The following is a 21,224-nucleotide window of genomic DNA, read 5'->3' on the forward strand; positions in this document are numbered from 1 at the left end:
CAGCAAAGCTGAACGGGCATAAAAAAGCGTTTGGCCGCCCGGGTTTCCCTGTGGCGGCCAAACGATTCTGTTACTCGACGCTTGTTTTCTGGTTGGTTAAAACAGGAAATCGAAGCCCACGAATACGAGATTTTCCTCGCCTACCGAGTAGGTAGCATTGATAACGGCCTGCTTGAGCACATCGATCCAAACGCCACCGCCGTAGGCTGTATGCAGGGCCTTGAGGCCCGTTTTCTGGTCGTAAGCCGAGTACACCCGGGCGGCGTCGGCCAGGCCCAGGACACCGAATTTACCCGGCAGCAGGTAGGCATTGAACTCGAAGAGCTGCAGGCGTACCTCGCCGTTGGCAAACACCGACGAGCGGCCGGCGTAGCGGGTGCGGCGGTAGCCGCGCAGGTTGGTGGTACCACCCAGCGTATTGGCCTGGTAGAAGCGGTAGTCGCCGAGGTTGCGGGTGGCCCCGATGCGGCCGGCCCAGGTAAGCTGGAACGGGAAGTTGGGCGAGAGGTAGAACCGGGCCTCGGTGGCCAGGCGGCCGTAGCTGAGCTTCTCGCCATTGAGCTGGCGGTTGTACTCGGCCGAGTTGTAGATGCGCAGGCCGATGCGCGGGTTTTTGGGCGAAGAGGCTACATCCAGGTTCAGGTAGGTTTTGGCACCCACGTAGCGGTTGAGGCCGAAATCGGAGGACCGGATGCCCCGGGCAGCTTCGCTTAGGCCATTATAATTGCCATTCTGATCCAAGCCAAGTTCAATCTGGCTGCCGATCTGGTCCCGGTCGACCCGGAATTGGTCGTACTGCGGACCAAAGCCGAACTTGAGGAAACTGAAGATATCCTTCTCCAGCATCGGGTTGAAGTAGAAGCGCGAGAACCGGATGCGGTAGGTATCGTTGATGTTGCGGTTGGTGACGCGGTTATCGTCGTCCTCGGCCAGAATGTTGCGCGTGTCGTTGCCCTCGCCGAAGTAGTTGTAGAGCAGCTGAGGGCCGTAGAGCTGCGACGTAATGCGCAGGTCGAGGTCGCCAAACATATCCACGAAGTGGCCCAGGTAGCGCACGTTATAGGCGTTCTGGGAAGGCGAGAAGTTAGCCGCCAAGCTCTGCTCGGTGGCGTAGGGGGACTTGCGGAAGCCGTAGGTGCGGTACACCAGCCCGCCGCCCAGAAACAGCCGGTCGTCGATGTTGTAGCCGAAGTACAGCGTCGGGCCGAAGTAATTGAGCGTGTAATCTTTGCGATTGGTGCGGGTGTGCACGTCGTAACGGCTCACGTCGAGGCCGGGCTTGAGGCGCAGGCGGGTATCGGGGCCAGCCGCAATGGCGTTGCCCGAGTCGGCATCGAAAATCTGGAGGCGGTGGCGGAAGCCGGCCACGTTCGACTCGTCCACGATAGAATCTTGATCGATGCCCCCGATCAGGCGAATCAGCGGACCGCTCTTCACCTTGCCCCGGAGCAGGTACTGGTCCTGGCCATCGAGGCCGTAGAGGCGCAGCTCCTTGGTTACCTTGTTGTCGAAGGTGCGGTCGAAGAGCATCTTGGTCAGCTCCCCTTCCTTGTTGATCTTCTGAACCGTGACGTGGGTTTTGTCGTCGGGCAGGCGCTCGACTACAAACCGCTCCCGCTTCTTCGAGCCCTTGACTTCCGTCACTTTACTCAGCAACCCCGAGTAGTCGGCGGCCACTTCGGGTAGCAGGTCGCGGCGGCTCTTGAGCTTGGCCACGATTTCGGCCCCGTGCAGGGCATAAATATCGGCTGGGAAGCGGTTTTTGATGGCGTCCTCAATCACCTTATCGGTGAGGGCGGCCTTCATCTCCTGGGCTTCCTTCACCCATTCCTCCTTGCTCACCGAGGCCAGGTACACCCGGTCGTTGCTGAGGGCTGTTAGGTTAAGGCCCTTCCAGTCGCCGTAATCGGCCCCGAAGTTCTGGAAGTTACGGATGGCCCACTTACGCGAGGCCAGGTAGGGCAACAGGCCATCACCCTTGAAAAAGGCAATGTCGCGGTCTTCGGGTACGGCCGTAAAAATCCGGTCGCCGTCCTTCTGCTTGCGTTCGGCCCAGCGCCACTGGTCCTCGTGCCGGTCCCAGTCGCCGATCCACATATCGAACAGGCGCGAACGGGCGAAATCCACCTCGTTCACGCGGTTATCGTTGTCGTCGGTAATGCGTTCAAACACCTTGTCGGTGCCCACCAGGTTGGTGGCGTAGCCGAGGCTGGCCACGTTGGCTTGGTCGTCTTTGGCATCTTCTTCGAGCGTGCCGGTTACGTTGCCGAAGCGGGGCAGGTACTGGCCCAGCAGCGGGTCTTCGGGAACGTAGCGCAGCTCAGGGTTGGTGTGCAGAATACCGGCCGCGTCGCCGAGGGGCGGCAGCACGAGGGCCGCGTAGGGGTGCTGGGCCGAAATCTGGTCTTGCAGAATATCGGCGGCGGCACCGCTGCGCAGGGCTTCGGGCAGCACGGCGGCCGGGTCCTTATCAATGCCGCGCACGGTGTAGTTGCGGCCTTCCTCGTTGCGCAGCTTCAGCGAAGCGGTTTGCTTGCCACCCCCAATTTTATAGGGCGTCAGGCCGCCTTTCTCGGTAGCCAGGTCGAGCACCGGAAATTCCACCGGCGTCGCCCACTCCTTGCGGTAGTGCTCCCCGAACAGGAACTTATGGAAGCGGCTGCGGTCGGCGTAGGCCGGGTTGACGGCCGTGGTTACGGTGGAGTCACGGAAGTCGGGGCGGATAACGTTCTGCTGATCGGCCAGCTTCTCCACCTCGGCCGTTTGCTGGGCGTACATGGGCGTGCGGAACACCAGGCGGCCGGTTTCGCCAGTGCCTTCGGGCACGAAGTACGACACCCACACTTCGCCGTTGTCGTAGTAGTTCACCCGGGCAAAGCCCTTTTCCTTATCCGAAAACAGGGCGTCGCCGGCTCCGCCGGGCTTTACGTGCTGAGTTTTGCAGCCCGAGCCGCTCACGATGTGGTTGAGCGTGCCCTCCTTGAAATACTGCAGGTTGTGCTCGTGGCCAGCCGCATACACCACATTAGGGTACTTCTGGAAAATATCCAGCAGGCCCTTCTTATAGGCCTGGTAGAGCGGGTGCGGAATGTCTTGGCTGACGCCGCCGTACTTGCGGGCGAAGGGGTAGATGGAGCCGATGACGGGCAGCGGCAGGAAGGCGTACTTATAAACGATGGAGAGCGGGAAGATGTGGTCGGCCAGCGTGAAGTAGCCGCCGTGGATGCCGTCGGAAAACAGCGGGTGGTGGGCCACCACGATGATATTCTTGCCCGCGTTGCGCTGGATAATGTCTTCGAGGCGGGTGAAGAAGTCGGTTTCGTTGCTGATGCCGCAGTTGCTGTTGCCACCCGAGGGCCGCTGGTCGGCGGGCTGCAAAAACCACTGCGAGTTGATGGCAATCATCACCACGTCATCCTGGAGGCGGATCTCCACCGGGCCGGGGCAGGCGTCGCGGGGCAGGAAGAAGTCGCCGGTATAGGGGAAGGCGGCAGAGTCGGAGCGCAGGTAGTCCTCCACGAACTGCTGCTCGCGGTTGACCTGCTCGACGGCCCCGCGCTGGCCCTGCTTCCAGTCGTGGTTGCCCGGAATCATGTACTTCTCGCCCTGGTAATCGCGCAGAATTTTCAACTGGCCAATCATGCGGCGCTCCGATTCTTCGCGGTCGGCGGCCCCCACACGGGGCAGGCCATACTCGTAAATATTATCGCCCAAGTATACGGTGCTGCTGCGGGGGCCGGCGGCCAGAATCTGCTTGCGCATGTAGTTGAGCGACGGTTCGCCGCCTTCCGCCTCGGGGGCGGGCTTGCCCACGTCGCCAATCAGGAACACCGAGTACCGCACCCGCGAGCTGTCGGGCGGCGTTTTCGACTTCCAGTCTACGCCCGCGCCCCGATAGTTAGGACGGGTCGGGTGGGCCGTCTGGACCACCTCTTTCTGCTGGGCCTGCACCGGGCTAACCAGGCCGGCCAGGGCCAGGAGCAGACTGCAGGCTACTAGATATTTACTCATACAAGAATGGTAGGCGAAAACGGCCCCCGGCCGGCAGCCGGAGGAAGCACTGGACTGAAAACTGAAAGAAGAAGCTGCAAAGGTATTGAACCAGCCGCATAGCCAAAGCCGCGCCGAGCGGCGGGCCGACGTAGTTCAGGCTGCCCTACGCAATTCCAAACGCTACGGTTGGCAACGGCCCGGCCCAACCCCCCGCCCGCGAATCGCGTTGTAGGCGATACAGCGCACAGGGCCGGCTGCCCAGGTAGCACCATAAATGGCAGCTCCCAGTCCCACGAAGCCTTTCTTCACGGATATTCGGCCTTACTTTGCAACCCAATTGCCGGCCGTTTGGTTGCCGAACTGCCGGAGTTAGCGGCTGGTTTCTGCGTATTATACCATTCTGCTCCTTCTCTGCCCGCCTATTTTGCCCCGATGGAAACCACTCTCGCTACGCCCAAACCAGCCAAGTCCGAAATCATCAGCCAAGCCAAAACCTACGTGCTGGCGCTGCTGGAAGACCAGTTGCCGGGCAAGCTGGTATACCACTCGCCCAAGCACACCAGCATGGTTGTGAAAGAGGCCCGGGCCTTGGGCGAAGCCGCCGGCTTAGCCGCCCCCGACCAGGAGGCGTTGGTACTGGCCGCCTGGTTTCACGACGTGGGCTATATTGATACCTACGACGGGCACGAATTCCGGAGCGCCGAACTGGCGGGCGAGTGGCTGGCCGGCCAGCAATACCCACCCGAGCGCATCGAGCTGGTGCAGACGCTTATTAAGGCCACCCACCGCGACGCCAAGCGCACCACCGACCTCGAAAAACTGCTCGTGGATGCCGACATGAGCGGCATGGGCCGCGAAGATTTTTTCGCCAACGGTGAGCTGTTGCGGGCCGAGTGGGAAGCCGCTCTGGGCACTACCTACACCAATACCGAGTGGGCCGAAAGCCAACTCGACTTCCTGACCAGCGCCAAGTTCTACACGCCCGCCGCCAAGGACCGTTACAAAACCCAGTTCAAGGACAACATTAAGGCCCAGCGCAAGGGCCTCAAAAAGACTGAGAAGAAGCGCAAGAAGAAGGTGGAGGAAGAGCAGGGCACGTTTGCCGAGCCCAAGCGGGGCATCGAAACGATGTTCCGGACCATGTACAGCAACCACATGAAGCTCTCCGACATGGCCGACAAAAAGGCGAGCATGATGATTTCGCTCAACGCCGTACTCATGTCGCTCATTATCACGTACTTCGGCGCCAAACTGGGCAGCAAAACGGCGGCCCTCACCGATATGGGTGCCATCCGCAACCCCATCATTGCCGTGCCGATGGGCATTCTGCTGGCTACGGCCCTGGGTTCGGTTATTACGGCCATCCTGTGCGCCCAGCCCGACGTGACGAGCTTCAAGTGGCTAAAGCGCAGCCCCCAGATTGCCACCAACCGCCGGGTGAACCTGCTGTTTTTCGGTAACTTTAGCAAGCTCAGCCTCGACGATTTCCAGCGCGGCATGACCGAAATCATGAGCCAGCGCGACGCGCTCTACACCAACATGGTCACCGACATCTACTACCTCGGCGACGTGCTCACCCGCAAGTATCGGCTGCTGCGCCTGAGCTACACCATCTTCATGGTGGGCCTGATTCTGACGGCGCTGTCGTTCGGTATCGTGCTGTTGTATAAGATGTAGGGGATTGGGAGTAGAGGCGAAGGAAGAGGGAGAAAGGGAGAAGTAAGAGAAAAAAAGACCGTCATGCTGCGCCTTCGCTCAGCAGGACGGTCTTTCCCCCCCCTATTATTCCTTCTTCCTTCTCTCCCCTCTCCCCGCCCCGCTTCCTACCGCCGTTCTACCAGCTCGCCCAGCTGGCGCAACGAGCGGCCCAGGAAGAGGGCGAGGCGGCGGAGCTGGCCGAAGCACACGAGGCGCGAGTCGCTGGCGATGTGGCCGTAGCGTAGCTCCAACGTGAGCAGGCAGGCTTGCGCGGTTACCGGCTCGATGTGGTAGAAGAGGAGGGCGTTGGGAAAGAGGCGGTAGTGCGAAATCTTCTCCACGTAAGTATAACGGCCGGTCTCGTCTTCGAGCACCTGCACCGTCTGGAAATCAATCTGGCCGTTGCCGATATCGACCTTGTAGCTCGTGCCCAGGCGGCCGGCTTTGGTTACGTCGTAGTGCACGGCGGTGGCCCCTTCCATCCAGCGGGGGCGCAGGCGGAAATTGCTCACCACCCGGAGCGCGTACTCGGCCGACACCGGCAAGGCCCGGCGCACCTTCAAGGTTTTGCTGCGGCCGGGGGTACCGGCGGCATCGGTGCCGGGGGTGCTCAGCAGCAGGCGCAACGGCGAGAGGTAGGCGTAATAGTAGGGCGTGTCGCCGAGATACTCGTAGTGGGTGGAACCGGGCAGCAGGCGCGTCCAGGAGAAGGCGGCGGCCAGGGCGGCCGGTGGTTGGGTGCGGGTGTAGCCCTCCGAGAGCAGCACGTACTCGGAGCCGGCCACGTTGTTTTTGAGCAGGCGGTGGGCCACAATTACGTCGCGGCCCATCAGCTTGGTATGCTCGCGGATGCGGGCCACGCTCACGCGGCCATAGTGCACCACTATTTTAAGCGTGAGCACGAGGGCGCGCAACGCCGCGGCCAACTCCGAATCGTGGTCTTGCTCGACCAGGCGTAGGTAGTTCTGGAAATCGAGGTAGATGCGGCGGCACTGCTGCACCAGCTCGTGGGCCGTGGGGGGCGGGCCGAGGCGGTAGAACAGCACGGCATCGCCCTGAATCTCGTTTACCTCCAGCTCCAGGGTGTTGGCCTCGATGAGGATTTCGAGCAGGTCGGCGACCAGGAACGGGGCCTGGGGGCTGCCCGACTGCTCGATGAAGCGGGTGAAGCCGCTGATGTCGGGAATGAGCAGCAGCGCCGGCTGCTGCCCGTCGAAGGCCGAAGTCGAAACCCGCCCTACTGCCCGGCGCCGCGCCCGCAAATCTTCCAATACCCCCATACAATCACGAAAAGAAGCACATACGCAAAGCCCCGGGGCGAAGATACGTCCTGTTTGGCCCGCCCACGCTTTCGGCGTAACTTCGCCCCGAGGCCAACGCCCGGCTGCGTAGTTTAATGGATAAAACGAGCGTTTCCTAAACGCTTGATATGGGTTCGATTCCCGTCGCGGCTACAAAAAACCGCTTCTCCGGATGGAGAAGCGGTTTTTTGTTTTTCGGGGGACGGTTTGGGGTAAAACAGATTAATAGAGGCAATTAGCTTACCAGTTGGGATTGTGGATAACACACTCCAAGTGAACCATTAGGCCGATTCTACAGGGGTTATCCGACAGAATCAATGATATGGTGCATTCTTCATTCTGCGGGCCGACCAGAATAGGCTCCATTAGCTCAATATGGCCTGGCTGTTTCTTGATCCTATTATGCTCTTGCTTAACTCTAGCGAATCCATCACCACGCCCCCCCATGGGCGTGAACCTAGGCCTGATGATGTTCATAGCACGCTCAGTACCCTCCTTAACCAGCCGGATCGTCAGGCCGTCGTCGGGGGAGGCGAAGATGGCTTCGGAGTCGCTTGTTTGCTGGGATGCTCCGAGCAGGCGGGTGTAGAACCCGACCACCTTGTCCCATTGCTCTGCGGAAACGGTGGTTTCAATTGCGGTGGACTCGTCGGTCATGGTGATTGGGCTATGTGAATAATAAAACAATATATATAATTAATTTAATAAATTCCAGCATCACCCTGCAACTTCCGCTTTATTCCGGCAAGGCGCCCCATCCCGCTGATGGCGCGTGTGGTTACTACCAAGCTCACCCGTTACAAAGCCCCGCCCCGGCGGCGCGGCGGCACCGCCCGGCTACGAGAGGTGACCACCGCGCCGCAGGGGCGGGACTTGCGGGGGCGGGCCTACTTGCGGGTCGGAGCGCTGAGGCTGGTAGGCATGAGCACGCTGTCGATGGAATGGATGATGCCGTTTTCGGCCACAATATCATCGTTGACGACGACCGTGGAGTTACCCTTGGTATCCTTGAGCATAATCATGTCGTCGTGGCGCATGACGGTGAGGGTTTCGCCCTGCACGGTGGTCAGCTGCTGGCCGTCGCGGAGGTTGGCGGCCAAGTAGCTGCCGGGCACTACGTGGTAGGAAATGAGCATGGCCAGCTGGCCTTTGTTGGCGGGCTGCAAGAGCTCATCGAGCTTGCCGGCGGGGAGCTTGTTGAAGGCGGCGTTGGTGGGTGCGAAGATGGTGTACTTGGTGCTGCCCTGAGCCTGCTCGGCGAGGCCAGCTGCCGCCACGGCCTTCATGAGGGTGGTATGGTTGGCCGAGAGCTTCGACATCTGGAGCAGGTTGCCGTTGGCCTTGGCCGTGACCGGGGCCCCGGTTTGGGCGGTGGCGGTGGTAGCGGGGGCCAGGCCCAACGTGAGGAGGCCACCGAAAAGCAGGGAAAAGAAGGTTTTGGTGAGCATAAGAACAGGGTTTTTTATGTAAACTACTACTGTATAATATATTACGATGACTAGCCCGGAGGGTTACCTGGTGCCGGAGAAGAGCGGAGGCCACCGTGCGGGGCACCCTGGCGTTGCGCCGCACGGGCACCTTACCCCCTAGCCCCTTCTCCTTTTCGGAGAAGGGGAACTAGTTTTTTAGCCCTAGCAACTATGACTAGTTCCCCCTCTCTTTCATTCCGTGCACATTAGGTGAAGCGAAGCCCCACCCCTACCCCGCAAACACGCCCTCCTCGGTTTCGCGCAGCAGGCTTAGCGCGGCCAGCGTGGCCAGCAACGGCTGCACTTTGGTGGCGGGGGTGCGCTTGAAGCGGGCCGCGACCTGGGCGGCGCTCAGGGGCTGGCCGGCCTGCTGCACGGCGTCGCGCAGGGCCTGCATTTGGGCGGCTAGCTCCAGGGGCCAGGGGCCGGTGGCGGCCGGGCCGGCGGCGGCTTTGGCGGCGCTGCCGGGTAACGCCAACTGCGACTGTTGCAGCTCGGGGGCCTGGTAGGCGGGGCGTAGGTAGCGGACGTGGCCGGCACTTTCCTCCTGGGCGCGGGCGTGGTTGAGGGCCACGAGGCGGGCCAGCAGCTCGGGCTTGGGCAGGGTGGCGGGCCAGTTGTAGGCGGCGGCTACGGCGGCATCGAGCTGCTGGTGCAGGCTGAGCACCACCGAGGCCAGGCCCTGCTGGTTGATGGTCTGCTCCTTGGGCGTGGCCAGGGGCTGGCCGGCGCGCAGCTTCTCCACCACGTTGTAGAGGTCGGTGAGCGTGAGGGTAGAGTGCTAAGCCGGGGCGTGGCCAGTTTCCGGAACCCAGGTTTACTAGCCCTGCAGGGAGGCGTAATCTGAGCAATTGCCGTTCAAATTCGCTATATTAGAGTATAGCATTGCTAGTATGGAGTTGAGGATGCAGGCATTCGCTTGATTGGCTGGGATTGGGTCTGAGGAAAGCTACACTTGCTGTCCGGAGCAGGAAAATAGGGCCCCAGTGTGGCGCAGTGCCCAGGCAAAGCCTGGCAGGTGCCGCTACCCGGCGGGACTCTTTCTCAGCCGGATGTACTTTCAGTTTTCTGCCATGAAAACGGTGTTTGTGCTCATATTGTGGTGGATGAGCCCGGTACTCAACACGCCCGCCGCTGCCCAACCCGCTGCCCAACCCGCTGCCCGCCTCGACAGCCTTAAGCGCCTGCTGGCCCACACTCCCCCTGATACCACCCGGGCGCTGCTGCTGGTGCAGCTGGCCTACGAGCATACCCAGAGCAACCCGCTGGCTACCATTGCCTACAGTAAGCAGGCGCTGCAGCTGGCTCAGCAGCTCAATTTCCGGAAAGGCGTGTGTTGGGCCCTCATCCGGATGAACTCGGGGTTCCGGGAAGCTGGCAACTACCCGGCCGCGCTGCAGGTGGGCCTGCAGGGGTTGCACCACGCCGAGGACCTAGGCGACCCCGAGCTGATTGGAAGGGCCTACAACGCGCTGGGCTACCTCTACTGGGAGCAGCAGAACAGCCGCCCAGCCCTGGCTTATCTGTTTAAAGGGAAGGCCGTGGCCGAAACCATCAGCAACCAGAAGCTGCTGACGCGCGCGCTGGGCAACATTGGCAACGTATACTACCAGCTCAACCGCCTCGACTCAGCCCTGCTGTACTTAAAGCAAGGCTACGCCCTTGATCTGATCAACAAAGACCTGATCAGTGAGGTAGGCGACGCGGCCATGATGGGCAACGTGTATGCCAAGCTCGGCAACCCCCGGCTGGCCCAGTACTACTACCGGCGCAGCATCCGGCGGGCGCGGCCCCAGCGCGTTACGTTTGCCTTGTGCCGGGCATATCTGGGGCGGGCGCGGCTGTTTGAGCAGGCCGGCAGCCAGTTTGCCGACTCGGCTATTTACAGCGGAAAACAAGCTCTGCTGGCTGGTCAGCAGGGGCACTACCCCAAAGGGGTACTCGAAGCCAGCCAGTTTCTGGCCGCGGCCTGGGCAGCCCGCCAGGATAGCGCCCAGGCTTTCCGCTACCTCATGCTGGCCAATGCCACCCGCGACAACGTGTTCAGCCTTAGCAAGATGGCCCAGGTGCAGGCGCTCGATGTCAGTGAGCGGCTGCGGCAGCAGGAGCAGGCCGACCAGGAGGAGAAGGCCGCCGCCGACCGCCGGCAGCTGTGGCTGATTGCGGCGCTGGCCGGGGCCTTGCCGGCCCTCTGGCTGCTGTGGCGCAACAACCGCCTGAAACAGTATACCAACCTGCAGCTCAACCGCCGCAACGCCCAGATTGGCGCCCAGCGCGACCGGCTGCGCGAAGCCCTGGCCGAACTGAAAGCTACCCAGAACCAGCTGATGCAGCGCGAAAAAATGGCCTTCCTCGGTGAGCTGACCGCCGGTATTGCCCACGAGCTGCAGAACCCGCTCAACTTCGTGAAAAACTTTGCCGATGTAAGTACCGAGCTGGTGGAGGAAATGGCGGGCCAAGAGCGCGACCTGTCCCGTACCAACGGCGTGGATCAGGAATTTCTGGCCGGGCTGAAGGTGAACCTCCAGAAAATCAGTTTGCACGGGCAGCGCGCGTCGTCCATTATCCGGGATATGCTGGAGCACTCGCGCTCCGGCCCCGGCCAGCGCGAGCCCACCGACCTGAACGCCCTAGCCGATGAAGCCCTGACCCTGGCCTACCAGGACTACTGCGTCAGCAACCCTACGTTTAAGGCCGCCCTCACCCGCGACTTCGATGCTCAGCTGCGCCTGGTGCCGGTTATCCGCTCCGATATGGTCCGGGTGCTGCTGAACCTGTGCGCAAATGCGTTTTATGCCGTGCGCCAGCGCCAGCAGCAAATGCCCACTGGCACCAGGTATGAGCCTGCCGTAACCATAAGCACCCACCGCACCAACGGCCAGGACGTGGAAATCAGGGTGCTCGACAATGGAATCGGCATGCCCGAAAAAATCTGCTCCAAGGTGTTTCAGCCTTTTTTCACCACCAAGCCACCCGGCGAAGGCACTGGCCTGGGCCTGTCGCTGTGCTTTGATATTGTGGTGCAAAGCCACGGCGGCACGCTAGGGGTGAAATCAAGAGAAGGCGAGTTCACAGAGTTCACCATTCGCCTGCCGTACCGCTGAGGCGCTTTCCCTCTGGCCGGTACCCGTCTGCTAGAACGTGTGGACACTTAACAAGAAAGGCGGTCATGCTGAGCTTGTCGAAGCATCTCTACCGCTTCGTTGCGGCAAAACGTTCGGTAGAGATGCTATAATAAGCTCAACATGAACGTTTTGATAGATTCAAAGGCCCCATTTGCTAAGTGTCCATACGCTCTAGGTGCTGCGGACTGTTGAACCCTAGGTATGCAGTGGAACCAGCCCTGCTGAGCTGGTCGAACCGAAGGTTGCCGGAGGCAAGTCTCGCTACCGCTGGCTAACGCTACCGGCCCAGCAACGATTCAACGAAGCGGCAGAGAGGCTTCGGTCCCTGGCTTGATGCGCAACCTGCTCAGCATGATGTGCTTATTACTAGGGTAACCTACTGGCCCAACCTCAGCCGGGCGAGCGGCTTGCCTCCGGCGACCCTTGGTTCGGCTGCGCTCGACGACATGACGGATACGGTGGCAATTCAGCCAAGCGGGATGCCTTGGCCGCGCTCGACGACATGAGAGCCCAGGTAAACAACGAATGGCCAACCACCCCCAGCCCCTCGCCGCTTGATGCGCGGAATCAGCTGAGGAGGGGCGTTTTCGCTCTGGGGTGGGCTACCCCGCGTACACGCCCTCCTCGGTTTCGCGCAACAGGCTGAGGGCGACCAGCGTGGCCAGCAAGGGCTGCACTTTGGTGGCGGGGGTGCGGCGGAAGCGCCGGGTTTCATTGTGAACCGGGTGGCCCGCCACTACTACGTGGAAGGGCTGAAGCTAGCGGAGGAGCAAGTCGCCCCCCTGGAAGTTATCGACGAGCTGCTCGAATCGGCCGGTTTCCGCATGGGTCCCTTCCGCCTCATGGATCTGATCGGGGTAGACAGCAACTACCTCGTCACGTCGGCCATGTACGAGGCCTTCCACTACGACGCCAAGTTCCGGCCCAGCCGCTTGCAGCAGCAGAAAGTAGATGCCGGTCACCACGGCCGCAAATCGGGCCGGGGCTTCTACGAGTACCCCACCAGCCCCACTAGCGCGAAGTAAACTACCCCCGGTGCACCATTTAGCCCGGCCCACGCGTTACGGGAGCTTCTGGCCTGTCTTTCCTTGTCCGTATGTTTTGTTTGCAATCCTCCGCACGCTTCGGGACTAGCGTTGTGCTCCTAAGCCTGGCGCTCACACTGCCTGCCTGTAACTCGGGCGGCAACGCTCAGCCCCAGATTCCGCTGGCCGCCGTGAGTGAAGTCCTGTTCCTGACCGACCAGCAGAACAGCGCCCTGCGCTTCGATAACGGAGCCGTGTACCTGCGGGGCAAGCCGGGAGTACGGGGCATTATCGTGATACGCCAGAACGCCAGTTCCTACCTAGCCTTCGACCGCAACTGCTCCTACCAGTCCCAGGACACCTGCGCCCGGGTCTTTATCGAGCCGTTTGTTCGCATCTACGACCCCTGCTGCCAGTCACAGTTTAGCTTCCAGGGCCAGCCCCAGGGTGGTCCGGCCACGTTGCCACTGCGGCGGTACACCACGGCCCTCTCCGGCAATACTCTGACAATCACGAATTAAAAAACAGTCTGTCTTTTTTTTGAAACCCGCATTTGGTGCTTCGCGAACTTTGTTCTAATATTGCACCAGCAACGGCAAAAAATGCCGCCATAACCGCTTCCTTAGCTCAGTCGGTTAGAGCATCTGACTGTTAATCAGAGGGTCCCTGGTTCGAGCCCAGGAGGGAGCGCTACAACCAGAACGCCCGTCGAATATCGACGGGCGTTCTGCGTTTCTAGCCCGTGGTGGCACATTTGGGTTTGGTACTCCGGTGTAGTCCGGTTAACTTTCGGTATGAACCGGGACATAGACCGGGACACAAACCGGGACATAACCTGCGCCGATGATACGCCCTACCGCATTCAAGAAGACTATTAGTGTCAAGTTTTACCTGCGGCAGACGGCCAAAAACCGGAACGGCTGCTGCCCGGTTCGGCTCACGGCTCGCTGGCATGGGGAGGAGCTGCAGGTTGATACGGGTGTAATTGTGCTGCCCGAGCGGCCGGGAAAGACTGGCGGGAAGATGGAATGCCTGTGGGATGTTGTAAGCCAGCAGGCATTGAGTGGGCGTGACCTGACGGACAAGGAAGTGGATGCAGGTGTGCAGTCGCACCCGGACTCAGCCGTTAATATCAATGCCCGGCTAGAGAAGATGAAGGTTGATGTGAAGGATGCTTTTACCCGGCTTTACAGCAAGGCACCTGATATGAAGGTGAGCAAAGCGGCACTGGTGGCTGAGTTGTTTCCCCCATTGGATGCGCCTGCGGCGGTGGCGGCGGTTAAGGAGGGGCGAACTTTCCGGGAGGTTCTGGAAGAGTGGAAAGCGGAAAACCGCAACTTGGCGAAAGACTCCCTGCGCAAGTATGACCAGCTGGCAACAATGATGGAAAGCTGGCGACCGGAACTGCGGCCGGGGCAGGTGACGCAGAAGGTAGCCAAGGAGTACCAGCAACACCTGCTGGACCTGCAGAAGTCGGATGCGACCATCAAGGTGCATTTCGGGGGCATCCGCAAGTGCCTGGAGCAACTGGGGCAACCGGCGGATATGGCGTGGCTGCAGTACTCGGCCAAGAACGCGCCACAACTGGACTTGGAAGTTGAAGAAGTGCGCAAGCTGATTCGGTGGCGGCCGACTTCCGAGCACCTGGCTGAGGAGCGAGACCGGTGGCTGTTTCAACTCTTCAGCGGGCGGCGGTACGAGGACCTGGAGAAGTTCGACAAGCGCGAGCGAATCACGCTGACGCTACCCGATGGCAGCAAGGTGCCCGCGCTGCTCCACGCGCAAGGAAAAACGGGCAATGACGCGGCGGTACCACTGCCGCCCATTGCGCTGAAAATAGGTGAGCGGTGGGGCTGGCAGTTTCCGGCCCGCAACTGGCAGCAGCGCGGGGACTGGATTAAGGAAATAGCCCAAGAGGCTGGCCTGACGCGGGAGTGGGACGACCGTTTGATTACGGGCGGCAAGGTGGTACATAATTGGCGGCCCATCTGGCAGGTCATCAGCACGCACACGGCGCGGCACACAGCCGGTACGTTACTCAAGCAAGTGAGCAATGGGAACAAGGCGCTGGCGAAGCTGGTGCTGGGGCATGCAGACGAGGATGTGACCGACCGGTATGCAAAAGACAAAGCGCGTCTCTTGGCGCCAGCGGTGCTCGAGGCGTGGCGCGCGGTACTGGGCGAGTGCTACGACGGGGAGCCGGTGCGGTAAGCGGCATCGTGCATGTACACTACTGGCCGCCACGCTGTTTTTTAGTTTTAGGTTTGGGCTCCGGCAATTCTTCCACCGTCAGACGGGCTAGATTTGCCAGCCACTCCCGGTCCTCCAGCTGCTCTTCAACCAGAAAACAAGGCTTTGCGCCTGGATAAGGCGCGGCCTCAGTTACTTCCGGCAAGAAAGCCCGCCCCGCTGCAGTAGGCTTTACGTATAGTTTGTTGTCACAAACCAGGGCAAAGGGCTTAGCGTCCCAATACAGGGTGTACTCCCCAAACATTTTCCTGGCGGTAACGTGACCGGAGCTGTTAAACTGCTCAACGACAAATTCGGCAAATTGTGGGGTAGAGGCCATTGCACATGGGACGTGATTGAAGTGTTACCAAGTCTATTTGGTTTGAGCTTAGTCTGTCGGTCAGCGGTTAGCTGAACTGTGAATTGTTCGTAAGCTCGCTAGGCTTTCAGCTAATGTACGGCGTGAGCGTAAGGTGCCTCCAGACTGCCTCCGTCCTGCCTTCATCCTCGGTTCAACGCGGCGGCTACTTCGGCTTCCGGCAGGCGGGTGTAGTCGCAGAACTCGGCGACGGAAACGTAGGCGCGGGCGGGCTTGCGCAGTTTGGTGCGGATGCGCTGGAGGAGGCGCTTGCCGGCGTCGTAGCCGGTGCCGGTGAGCTGGGCAACGTCCTTGGGATAGAGGCAAACCTGGGGCATCTTGGGGCGTGTTGGGGCAAGTGGGATGGACGAATATACAACGGCTAAAACCCGTCTGTAGGTTCGTGCTATGAATCATAAAGCACTGTATTTCAGCGGGTGGTTGCTGTCGGTTGCGGCTGGTTTCGGGATGAGCTATGTCCGGCGCCGGGCGTTGATGGGAGCGGTGCGGCCACGACGCCACTCGTGACCGAAACCGGGCGGGTGGTGCGGGTCGTGGATGGTGACACTTACGACGTGCTGGCTGGGGGCATAACCCACCGCGTGCGGCTGCTGGGCGTGGATGCGCCGGAGCGGGACCAACCCTTTGGGAAGCAGGCGGCGGACTCGGTGGCGCGGCTGCTGCAGCCTGCGCAGCTGGTCTTGCTGACGCGGCACGGTGTGGACCTGTATGGGCGGGAATTGGGTGCGGTGCGGCTGCTGGTGGCGGGTAAGCCGGCGCTGGCGCTGGATTCGCTGCTGGTGGTGAGGGGGTGGGCGTGGGCCTGGGACCCGAAGCATAAGGTGGCAGGCCGGGCAGCACAACAGGCTTCAGCACTGGAAAAGCGGCGGGGGCTGTGGAAGTGCGGGGCGGTGGGCGTGCTCACGCCGCAGCAGTGGCGGCGATTCAACTACAAAAACAAGCGGCGTTACGGGGTGGGCTGCACCCGGTAGCAAGGCCGCACAAGCACAAGCAGCCAAGACAGAATCTAATTTCTTACTTCTAACAACGACTTTTTACTATGGCACGTCAGACAGGTATTTTGGGCATTCAGGGCACCGTAGGGGGCCTGGTGTTCAGCAAAAACGGAAACATTTCACAGAAGCCGCAAGGCGACAAAGCGGCTTTTGCCAGCGCTCCGAGCCGGGCGCGTACCCGCGAAAACGCGGCTGAGTTTGGCTTGGCCGCTAAGTATAGCAAGGTGCTGCGCGACTCGTTACGCGTGGCCATTGCCTCGGCCAGCGACAGCCAGCTGGCCTCGCGTCTCACGAAAGTGATGCGCGAAGTCATTGGGCTCGACGACACGAATGACCGAGGGCTGCGGGTGTTCGACGCCAGCAACTCGGCGCCGCTGCTCGGCTTCAACTTCAACATTGGCGCCGGCATTGGGCAGACCATGTACTTCCCTTACGAGGTGACGGGCGCGGGTGCTGATGTAACCATGAGCATCCCGGCCCTGAACCCGGCCAGCGACGTTGCGACTCCGCAGGGTGCCACCCACTTCGAGGTGGTATTTGCGGCTTCTTCGCTGGACATGGAGGCGCTGACTTTCACGAACGGCGTAGTGGCGGCTCCGCTGGGCATCTTGCCCATCAACAGCGCCGCTTTGTTGAACCAGTCGGTGGTGGCCACGTTCCCGGCGGCTCCGGCCGATGCAAACCTGGTGGTGGGCGTGGTGGGCATCAACTTCTACCAGCAGATTAACGGCAAGTTCTACGCCCTCAATAACAACAGCACTAACCCGCTGGCGATTGAGTACGTGGCTTAATACTAGCCTTGGTAGGTGACGGCTGGCCAGTAACGGCCGGCCGTTTTTTCTTTCAACATTTACTACTCAATGTCATGGCACTTACGGCCTATCAAACCCAATTCAAGCGGCGCATGAAGCGCGCTATTAAGCTTCGCGCCAAAGCCGACCAAAAGGCCCGGCGCTATACCCAACTGCTGGCCGATGCCATTGGCGCGGCTGAGGACGCGGCCACGCAGATGAATGCGCTGAACCAGCTCTACAACGTGGACGTGAGCACCTATACGCTGCTTACGCAGGCGCTGCACGCTAACAGCGGGCAAGAGGTGCTGGTGGACCACCTGGCACAGAGCACGCCCGGCGAGGAGTTGGTCATCTTCAACCAGGTGCCGGACGGCAACGGCGGGCAGGAGCTGCCAGCTAACTCGCTGTTTGGAGAAGTGGCAACGGGCACGCCGATTCTATCGCCTCCGCAAGTTGACTTACTGCAGGCGTAATAGTAAACTGCTCTAAATTGAAAAGTCCCGTTTGCAATGCGCAAACGGGGCTTTTTTAATGAGGAAGAAACGGCTAGCTCAGCTCTTGGACGCGGGCCTCGGGGGCTTCGCGCATGACAACTTGGATTCCCTGGTCGCGGGCCTGGGCGGTGGTGTACTTCTCGCTGCGGCCGATGATTTCGCCGTTGGTAGCTACGTGGTTGAAGCCGTACTGGCCGGCGGTGAAATATGACTCGAAGCGCTGGGGCTGGCAGTTGGCTTTGACGCTCTGGATGCCGTTTTCGCAGCTGGCTTTGCTGGTGTAGCCTTCGCCTGACTGGACAATTTCGCCGTTGTCGGCACGCAGGTGGTACCAGTATTGGCCGCTGGTGCGGGAAATCTGAAAATTTGCCATGGTAAGGAGATTAAGTGAAAAGTGAATTTAGGCAGCTTGCGCCCGCGGCCGGGACGGTATTGGGAGCGTGGCGGCAGCTGGCATACGGTGAACTAGCCGGGCATGATGCCGGAGTAGCGTGTTGTACTTCTTGCGGCCCTGTTCGAGGAGGCAGGGCATGGTGGTTAGCTCAACGCGCCACACGGCGTGCGGCGCCTTCTTCTGCACGCCGATGATGAGGAAGCGTGTGGCACCGAGCACGTCGAGGTAGAGGGATGCTTGGCGGTCGTAATCGTACTGCTCAACGGTGGCCAGGAAGTGAGAGTAGGTGGGGCAGCTGGTGGTTTTGAAGTCTACCAGCGTAGTGCGGCGGCCGGCGGGGCTGATGACCAGAAGGTCGGGGCGGATTTTGACTTGGACGCCGGTGGCCGTGTGCGTGGCTGTGTGGGTGAGCTCGGCGGTGCCGCGGTGGAGGAGGTCGCGGCAGTAGCGTTGGCGGCGCACTTGGCGGGCTAGCTGCTCGAGTAGATTCCACTGGCACTTCTCATCGGTGCGGACGTAGGTGTGGGGCTCAAGCGTGGCGGTGTGGAAGTGCGAGCCGAAGGCCAGGGCCATGGGGTTGGGCTGGCGCAGCTGGCCCAATAGCTTGGCTTTGAGATTGGAGAGGTCGGTGTTGGAGACCTGGGGCAGGGCGCGGTGCTGCAGCTGCGTGAGGCCTGGGTAGGTGGTGAGGTTGTGGAACATGAGCTTATGGCTAAGTTAGAGTTAGACTAAATGGCCGCCCGGCCTGGGTTGGACGGGCGGCCGATTGGGTATTAGGCAGCCTGTGGTAGTGCCAGTGGCTCAGCGGCGGCTGGGCTAGTGGGGTCGTCCTGGGTGGGGACGGTGTAGCCGTGCTGGATGCGTATGTCGGCCGCTCCGGTGTAGGTTTCGGCGCGCCAGATGGGGAAGTCGCGGGCGAAGTCGCGGCGGGCGGCTACCTCGGCCGCGTCGGCGGCTTCGTAGCTGAACTGGGCGATGTAGTAGGTGGCCGTCTTGCCGTCCTTGGTCGTCTGCTTCTTCTCGGCGGTGACTTTTACCGTCACGTCGGCTAGGGTGAGGTCGTCGTAGAACAGCGGCTCGATGAGGCGGTAGAGGTTTTCCACACTGTAGCCGTGGAAGAGTACCGCGCAAACTGCGCCCTTGTCGTCGGCGAAAAACAGCTCGGCCCACAGCTTGCGGCCCATGTTCAGAATGTCATCTTGGAATACGCGCCAGGCCAGCGGAATGAAGGAAAGCGAATTGCCGAGGGGCACGGTGCCATTGATGTTGAACTGGCCGGCCTTGGCATCAAACCGCACCTGGCGCGGGTGGCCGGGCAAATAGCGGAAGCGGTTTGACCAGGTTTCTTCGCCGGTGCTCTCATCTACTCCAGCGACGAGGTAGGCCGGGCGCGAGCTGACGGTGAGGGTAGCGGCCGACTCGGTTACTGCGGCAGCGGGAGTTGCCTTGGCGGCGGTTTTGGAGGTGGTGGCAGTTGCCATAATGGGAAGGGGTTGGGAATGAAAAAAGTGGGGCCTGTTGGCGGCCGGCCCCTACGCCGTTGGGGTGTTAGTTGGCCGCCGTGACGGGCGACGTCAGCACGTAGTATTTGCGGAATAGCGCCTTCGCTTTGGTGAGGTTGGCGGCCCGCTCCGTTAGGAGCACGGCGACTTTGGAGTGGCTTTCCTTTTCGTAGCCGTAGGCTTGGAATAGCTTGCTTTTCATGGGGAATTGAGGGAAAGTGGGGCCAGCCTTAGCCGTCCCCTGATGGGTTTTGGGTTTAGCGGAATTGTTTGTCGTGGCAGAGGATGGCGCGGCCCACGATGCAGTCGACGCCTCGGGCGGCCGGCTGGTGCTGGTGCCAGACGTGGGTGGCCAGTAGGTTGAGGTAGGCCGGGTTGCGGAACTTGCCCTCGTCGTCGATTATCAAAATCAACTCCTCGGTGACGCGCACCACATCGACGGTTTGGCAATCGAGCAGCTGGTACAATTCGGCCAGCTTGAAGCTGCGGCCGTTGGCTGGACTGACCGGCTGCGGCTGGGCGCTGGCTGGGTCGAGCAAATACCCCGGAGGGGTTCCCTGGTAGGTAGTAGCTGTTTTGGACATGATGGGGCGGGTTTAATGGGGCCGCCTGGCTTGGCGGCCCCTGGTGAAAGGTTGGGCTAGTAGCCTTCGACCTCGAAAATCATTTGCTCGTATTCGCCGTCATCCCATCCCTCTTGCTCGTGGTAGTAGAGAGCTTGGCGCTCCCATTCGGCCTGCTGCTCGTAGAAAGCGGCCTGGGCTTCATCGGCGGCCATTTCGTCGCCGCTGAGGCCGTTTAGCTCGGCCTCGGTTGGTTGGCTGACGCCGTCCTTCGGGTCGTATTGCATTGCTGATTGGGCTTGGTGGCCCGCGCCTTAGCAGCGCGGGCCGAGTGGCTAAAAGCGGGGGTACTTGGCGCGGGCGGCCTCCAAGGCGGCACCGGCAGGGCTGGCGTGGAAAGCAGCGGCAGCAGCGGAGTAGGCGGCGCGGGCCTCGCGGTAGCGGATGATGGCGGCGCGTAGCTGGGCAAAGCGGCCGGCCTGGGTGCGGTAGTCGTCGCGCAGCGCATACTTGGCGGCGCGGGCATCGAACAGGGCCGACTGAGCGCGAGCCAGTGCTACAGTAGCGGCGGAGGCAACCGGCGAGACGGGAGGCGGCGTGGGCTGTGGTGCCACCTGGGGCCGGGGCGGATACTTGGCCTCCAGCCGGGCAAGGGTGGCGCGCAGGGCGGCCAGCTTGCCGGCAACCGCGCCCATGGTGGGCGCGGCTGGGGCTAGAACTAGGCTAAGCATGAGCGGGGACGCCGGCAAAATCATCCTCGGCTTTCATTACCTCCCACACGGCGCCGAAGGCAAAGCCGGGATGTGCGGCCCGCATGGCGCGAAAGGCTAAGCGCAGCGCCTCAAACGGGCAGGGCGAGAAGCCGGCAAACCCACCGGCGGGCTGGCACTCCGGCCGTGCGGCCAGGCTGAGCATGACGTGCCAGGAGGTGCCGCCCTTGCCATAGGTGGCGGCGGACTGCGAAACATAGATGCCCGAAAAATAACAGAGGGCGGGGCCTTTCCAGGCGGCAGCGGCGAGCTGCAAAAGTTGGTTGGGTAGCATGGCTGTATAGGTTAGCCGTGAGGTGCCCCGCGCGTAGGCCTCCGGGTAGGGCGGGCAGCCGGGCCTTTCCCGACTTGCTACCTAAAGATACAAACAAATGTTTGTAATTCAAACACAATGTAACAAATGTTTGAACTGTATTGTGGTCTTTTTTGCTGCCTTGATTAATGGGTATAGTGCAAATATTGACGCGGTGAACGGCTGCGGCCGACTAGAACA

At 61.1% G+C, this 21,224-nt stretch carries 24 protein-coding genes and 2 tRNA genes; 10 read left to right on the forward strand and 16 right to left on the reverse strand.

The genetic code is table 11. The features are described from left to right. Positions 1–96 precede the first annotated feature (96 nt). Complete coding sequence (locus CDA63_RS01390) at positions 97–4,011, reverse strand: metallophosphoesterase (RefSeq protein WP_242434510.1); 3,915 nt, start codon at positions 4,009–4,011, stop codon at positions 97–99. A gap of 414 nt (positions 4,012–4,425) precedes the next feature. Between CDA63_RS01390 and CDA63_RS01395 the strand changes: the two genes are divergently transcribed. Next, complete coding sequence (locus tag CDA63_RS01395) at positions 4,426–5,670, forward strand: Pycsar system effector family protein (protein WP_088462649.1); 1,245 nt, start codon at positions 4,426–4,428, stop codon at positions 5,668–5,670. Between the two features lie 146 nt (positions 5,671–5,816). Here CDA63_RS01395 and CDA63_RS01400 read toward each other — a convergent pair whose 3' ends face one another. Beyond that, positions 5,817–6,971 carry a DUF2652 domain-containing protein gene (locus CDA63_RS01400; protein ID WP_088462650.1) on the reverse strand — a complete coding sequence of 385 codons (1,155 nt, stop codon included), beginning with the start codon at positions 6,969–6,971 and terminating at the stop codon, positions 5,817–5,819. A 102-nt stretch (positions 6,972–7,073) separates the two neighbouring features. Here CDA63_RS01400 and CDA63_RS01405 point away from each other — a divergent pair. Beyond that, positions 7,074–7,145: transfer RNA gene (locus tag CDA63_RS01405), tRNA-Arg, on the forward strand. A gap of 87 nt (positions 7,146–7,232) precedes the next feature. On the opposite strand, the gene CDA63_RS01410 is transcribed toward CDA63_RS01405, so the two are convergent. The 3 genes from CDA63_RS01410 to CDA63_RS01420 form a co-directional block, all read right to left on the reverse strand. Continuing rightward, a complete protein-coding gene (locus tag CDA63_RS01410) occupies positions 7,233–7,649 on the reverse strand; it encodes a hypothetical protein (RefSeq protein ID WP_088462651.1) in 417 nt (138 codons plus the stop codon). 230 nt (positions 7,650–7,879) lie between these two features. Continuing rightward, entirely contained in the window at positions 7,880–8,440 is a 561-nt protein-coding gene (locus CDA63_RS01415) for a fasciclin domain-containing protein (protein ID WP_088462652.1), read from the reverse strand. Between the two features lie 250 nt (positions 8,441–8,690). Beyond that, a complete protein-coding gene (locus tag CDA63_RS01420; protein ID WP_126546678.1) occupies positions 8,691–9,206 on the reverse strand; it encodes a hypothetical protein in 516 nt (171 codons plus the stop codon). 328 nt (positions 9,207–9,534) lie between these two features. Here CDA63_RS01420 and CDA63_RS01425 point away from each other — a divergent pair, with 328 nt between their 5' ends. Beyond that, positions 9,535–11,565, forward strand: a complete 2,031-nt coding sequence (locus CDA63_RS01425) for a tetratricopeptide repeat-containing sensor histidine kinase (protein WP_165768143.1) — start codon at positions 9,535–9,537, stop codon at positions 11,563–11,565. Positions 11,566–12,188: 623 nt separating this feature from the next. On the opposite strand, the gene CDA63_RS21515 is transcribed toward CDA63_RS01425, so the two are convergent. Next, positions 12,189–12,323, reverse strand: coding sequence for a hypothetical protein (locus CDA63_RS21515; RefSeq protein ID WP_262490638.1), 135 nt, complete (start codon positions 12,321–12,323; stop codon positions 12,189–12,191). Here CDA63_RS21515 and CDA63_RS01430 point away from each other — a divergent pair. The 4 genes from CDA63_RS01430 (at position 12,312) to CDA63_RS01445 (ending at position 14,822) form a co-directional block, all read left to right on the forward strand. Then, entirely contained in the window at positions 12,312–12,611 is a 300-nt protein-coding gene (locus CDA63_RS01430) for a 3-hydroxyacyl-CoA dehydrogenase family protein (protein WP_317044026.1), read from the forward strand. The genes CDA63_RS21515 and CDA63_RS01430 overlap by 12 nt on opposite strands. Positions 12,612–12,682: 71 nt before the next feature. Continuing rightward, positions 12,683–13,132: a hypothetical protein gene (locus tag CDA63_RS01435; RefSeq protein WP_206780446.1), complete on the forward strand. Its 450-nt coding sequence runs from the start codon at positions 12,683–12,685 to the stop codon at positions 13,130–13,132. A gap of 95 nt (positions 13,133–13,227) precedes the next feature. Next, positions 13,228–13,301, forward strand: a tRNA-Asn gene (locus CDA63_RS01440). Positions 13,302–13,454: 153 nt separating this feature from the next. Continuing rightward, a complete protein-coding gene (locus CDA63_RS01445; RefSeq protein ID WP_088462656.1) occupies positions 13,455–14,822 on the forward strand; it encodes a site-specific integrase in 1,368 nt (455 codons plus the stop codon). Positions 14,823–14,841: 19 nt separating this feature from the next. Here the strand turns inward: CDA63_RS01445 and CDA63_RS01450 are convergent, their stop codons facing one another. Together CDA63_RS01450 and CDA63_RS01455 are read right to left on the reverse strand one after the other, a co-directional pair. After that, positions 14,842–15,180: a TfoX/Sxy family protein gene (locus tag CDA63_RS01450; protein WP_088462657.1), complete on the reverse strand. Its 339-nt coding sequence runs from the start codon at positions 15,178–15,180 to the stop codon at positions 14,842–14,844. A 161-nt stretch (positions 15,181–15,341) separates the two neighbouring features. Then, complete coding sequence (locus CDA63_RS01455) at positions 15,342–15,536, reverse strand: hypothetical protein (RefSeq protein ID WP_088462658.1); 195 nt, start codon at positions 15,534–15,536, stop codon at positions 15,342–15,344. 186 nt (positions 15,537–15,722) lie between these two features. On the opposite strand from CDA63_RS01455, the gene CDA63_RS01460 reads away from it, so the two are divergent. From CDA63_RS01460 to CDA63_RS01470, 3 genes are all read left to right on the forward strand, one after another. Next, positions 15,723–16,190 carry a thermonuclease family protein gene (locus CDA63_RS01460; protein WP_088462659.1) on the forward strand — a complete coding sequence of 156 codons (468 nt, stop codon included), beginning with the start codon at positions 15,723–15,725 and terminating at the stop codon, positions 16,188–16,190. Positions 16,191–16,258: 68 nt separating this feature from the next. Beyond that, the gene (locus CDA63_RS01465; RefSeq protein ID WP_126546680.1) at positions 16,259–17,005 is read left to right on the forward strand and encodes a hypothetical protein; all 747 of its coding nucleotides are present in this window, start codon (positions 16,259–16,261) and stop codon (positions 17,003–17,005) included. A gap of 74 nt (positions 17,006–17,079) precedes the next feature. Further along, positions 17,080–17,481, forward strand: coding sequence for a hypothetical protein (locus tag CDA63_RS01470; protein ID WP_088462661.1), 402 nt, complete (start codon positions 17,080–17,082; stop codon positions 17,479–17,481). Between the two features lie 73 nt (positions 17,482–17,554). Here the strand turns inward: CDA63_RS01470 and CDA63_RS01475 are convergent, their stop codons facing one another. The 8 genes from CDA63_RS01475 to CDA63_RS01505 form a co-directional block, all read right to left on the reverse strand. Continuing rightward, positions 17,555–17,875, reverse strand: coding sequence for a YegP family protein (locus CDA63_RS01475; RefSeq protein WP_088462662.1), 321 nt, complete (start codon positions 17,873–17,875; stop codon positions 17,555–17,557). Positions 17,876–17,902: 27 nt separating this feature from the next. Next, a complete protein-coding gene (locus CDA63_RS01480) occupies positions 17,903–18,598 on the reverse strand; it encodes a PD-(D/E)XK nuclease-like domain-containing protein (RefSeq protein WP_088462663.1) in 696 nt (231 codons plus the stop codon). Positions 18,599–18,669: 71 nt separating this feature from the next. Next, on the reverse strand, positions 18,670–19,377 hold the full coding sequence (locus CDA63_RS01485; RefSeq protein ID WP_088462664.1) for a hypothetical protein: 708 nt from the start codon (positions 19,375–19,377) through the stop codon (positions 18,670–18,672). Positions 19,378–19,444: 67 nt separating this feature from the next. Further along, on the reverse strand, positions 19,445–19,600 hold the full coding sequence (locus CDA63_RS20720; RefSeq protein WP_165768145.1) for a hypothetical protein: 156 nt from the start codon (positions 19,598–19,600) through the stop codon (positions 19,445–19,447). A 55-nt stretch (positions 19,601–19,655) separates the two neighbouring features. Further along, the gene (locus tag CDA63_RS01490) at positions 19,656–19,982 is read right to left on the reverse strand and encodes a DUF3846 domain-containing protein (RefSeq protein WP_088462665.1); all 327 of its coding nucleotides are present in this window, start codon (positions 19,980–19,982) and stop codon (positions 19,656–19,658) included. Between the two features lie 56 nt (positions 19,983–20,038). After that, positions 20,039–20,248: a hypothetical protein gene (locus CDA63_RS01495; protein ID WP_088462666.1), complete on the reverse strand. Its 210-nt coding sequence runs from the start codon at positions 20,246–20,248 to the stop codon at positions 20,039–20,041. Positions 20,249–20,296: 48 nt separating this feature from the next. Further along, positions 20,297–20,692: a hypothetical protein gene (locus CDA63_RS01500; protein ID WP_126546681.1), complete on the reverse strand. Its 396-nt coding sequence runs from the start codon at positions 20,690–20,692 to the stop codon at positions 20,297–20,299. Then, positions 20,685–21,005 (reverse strand): hypothetical protein, encoded by a 321-nt coding sequence (locus CDA63_RS01505; RefSeq protein ID WP_088462668.1) that lies wholly within the window; start codon positions 21,003–21,005, stop codon positions 20,685–20,687. Before CDA63_RS01505 ends, CDA63_RS01500 begins: the two co-directional genes overlap by 8 nt. Positions 21,006–21,224 lie beyond the last annotated feature (219 nt).

Source organism: Hymenobacter amundsenii (genome assembly GCF_002204745.1).
In the GTDB taxonomy this organism is placed as follows: Bacteria; Bacteroidota; Bacteroidia; order Cytophagales; family Hymenobacteraceae; genus Hymenobacter; species Hymenobacter amundsenii.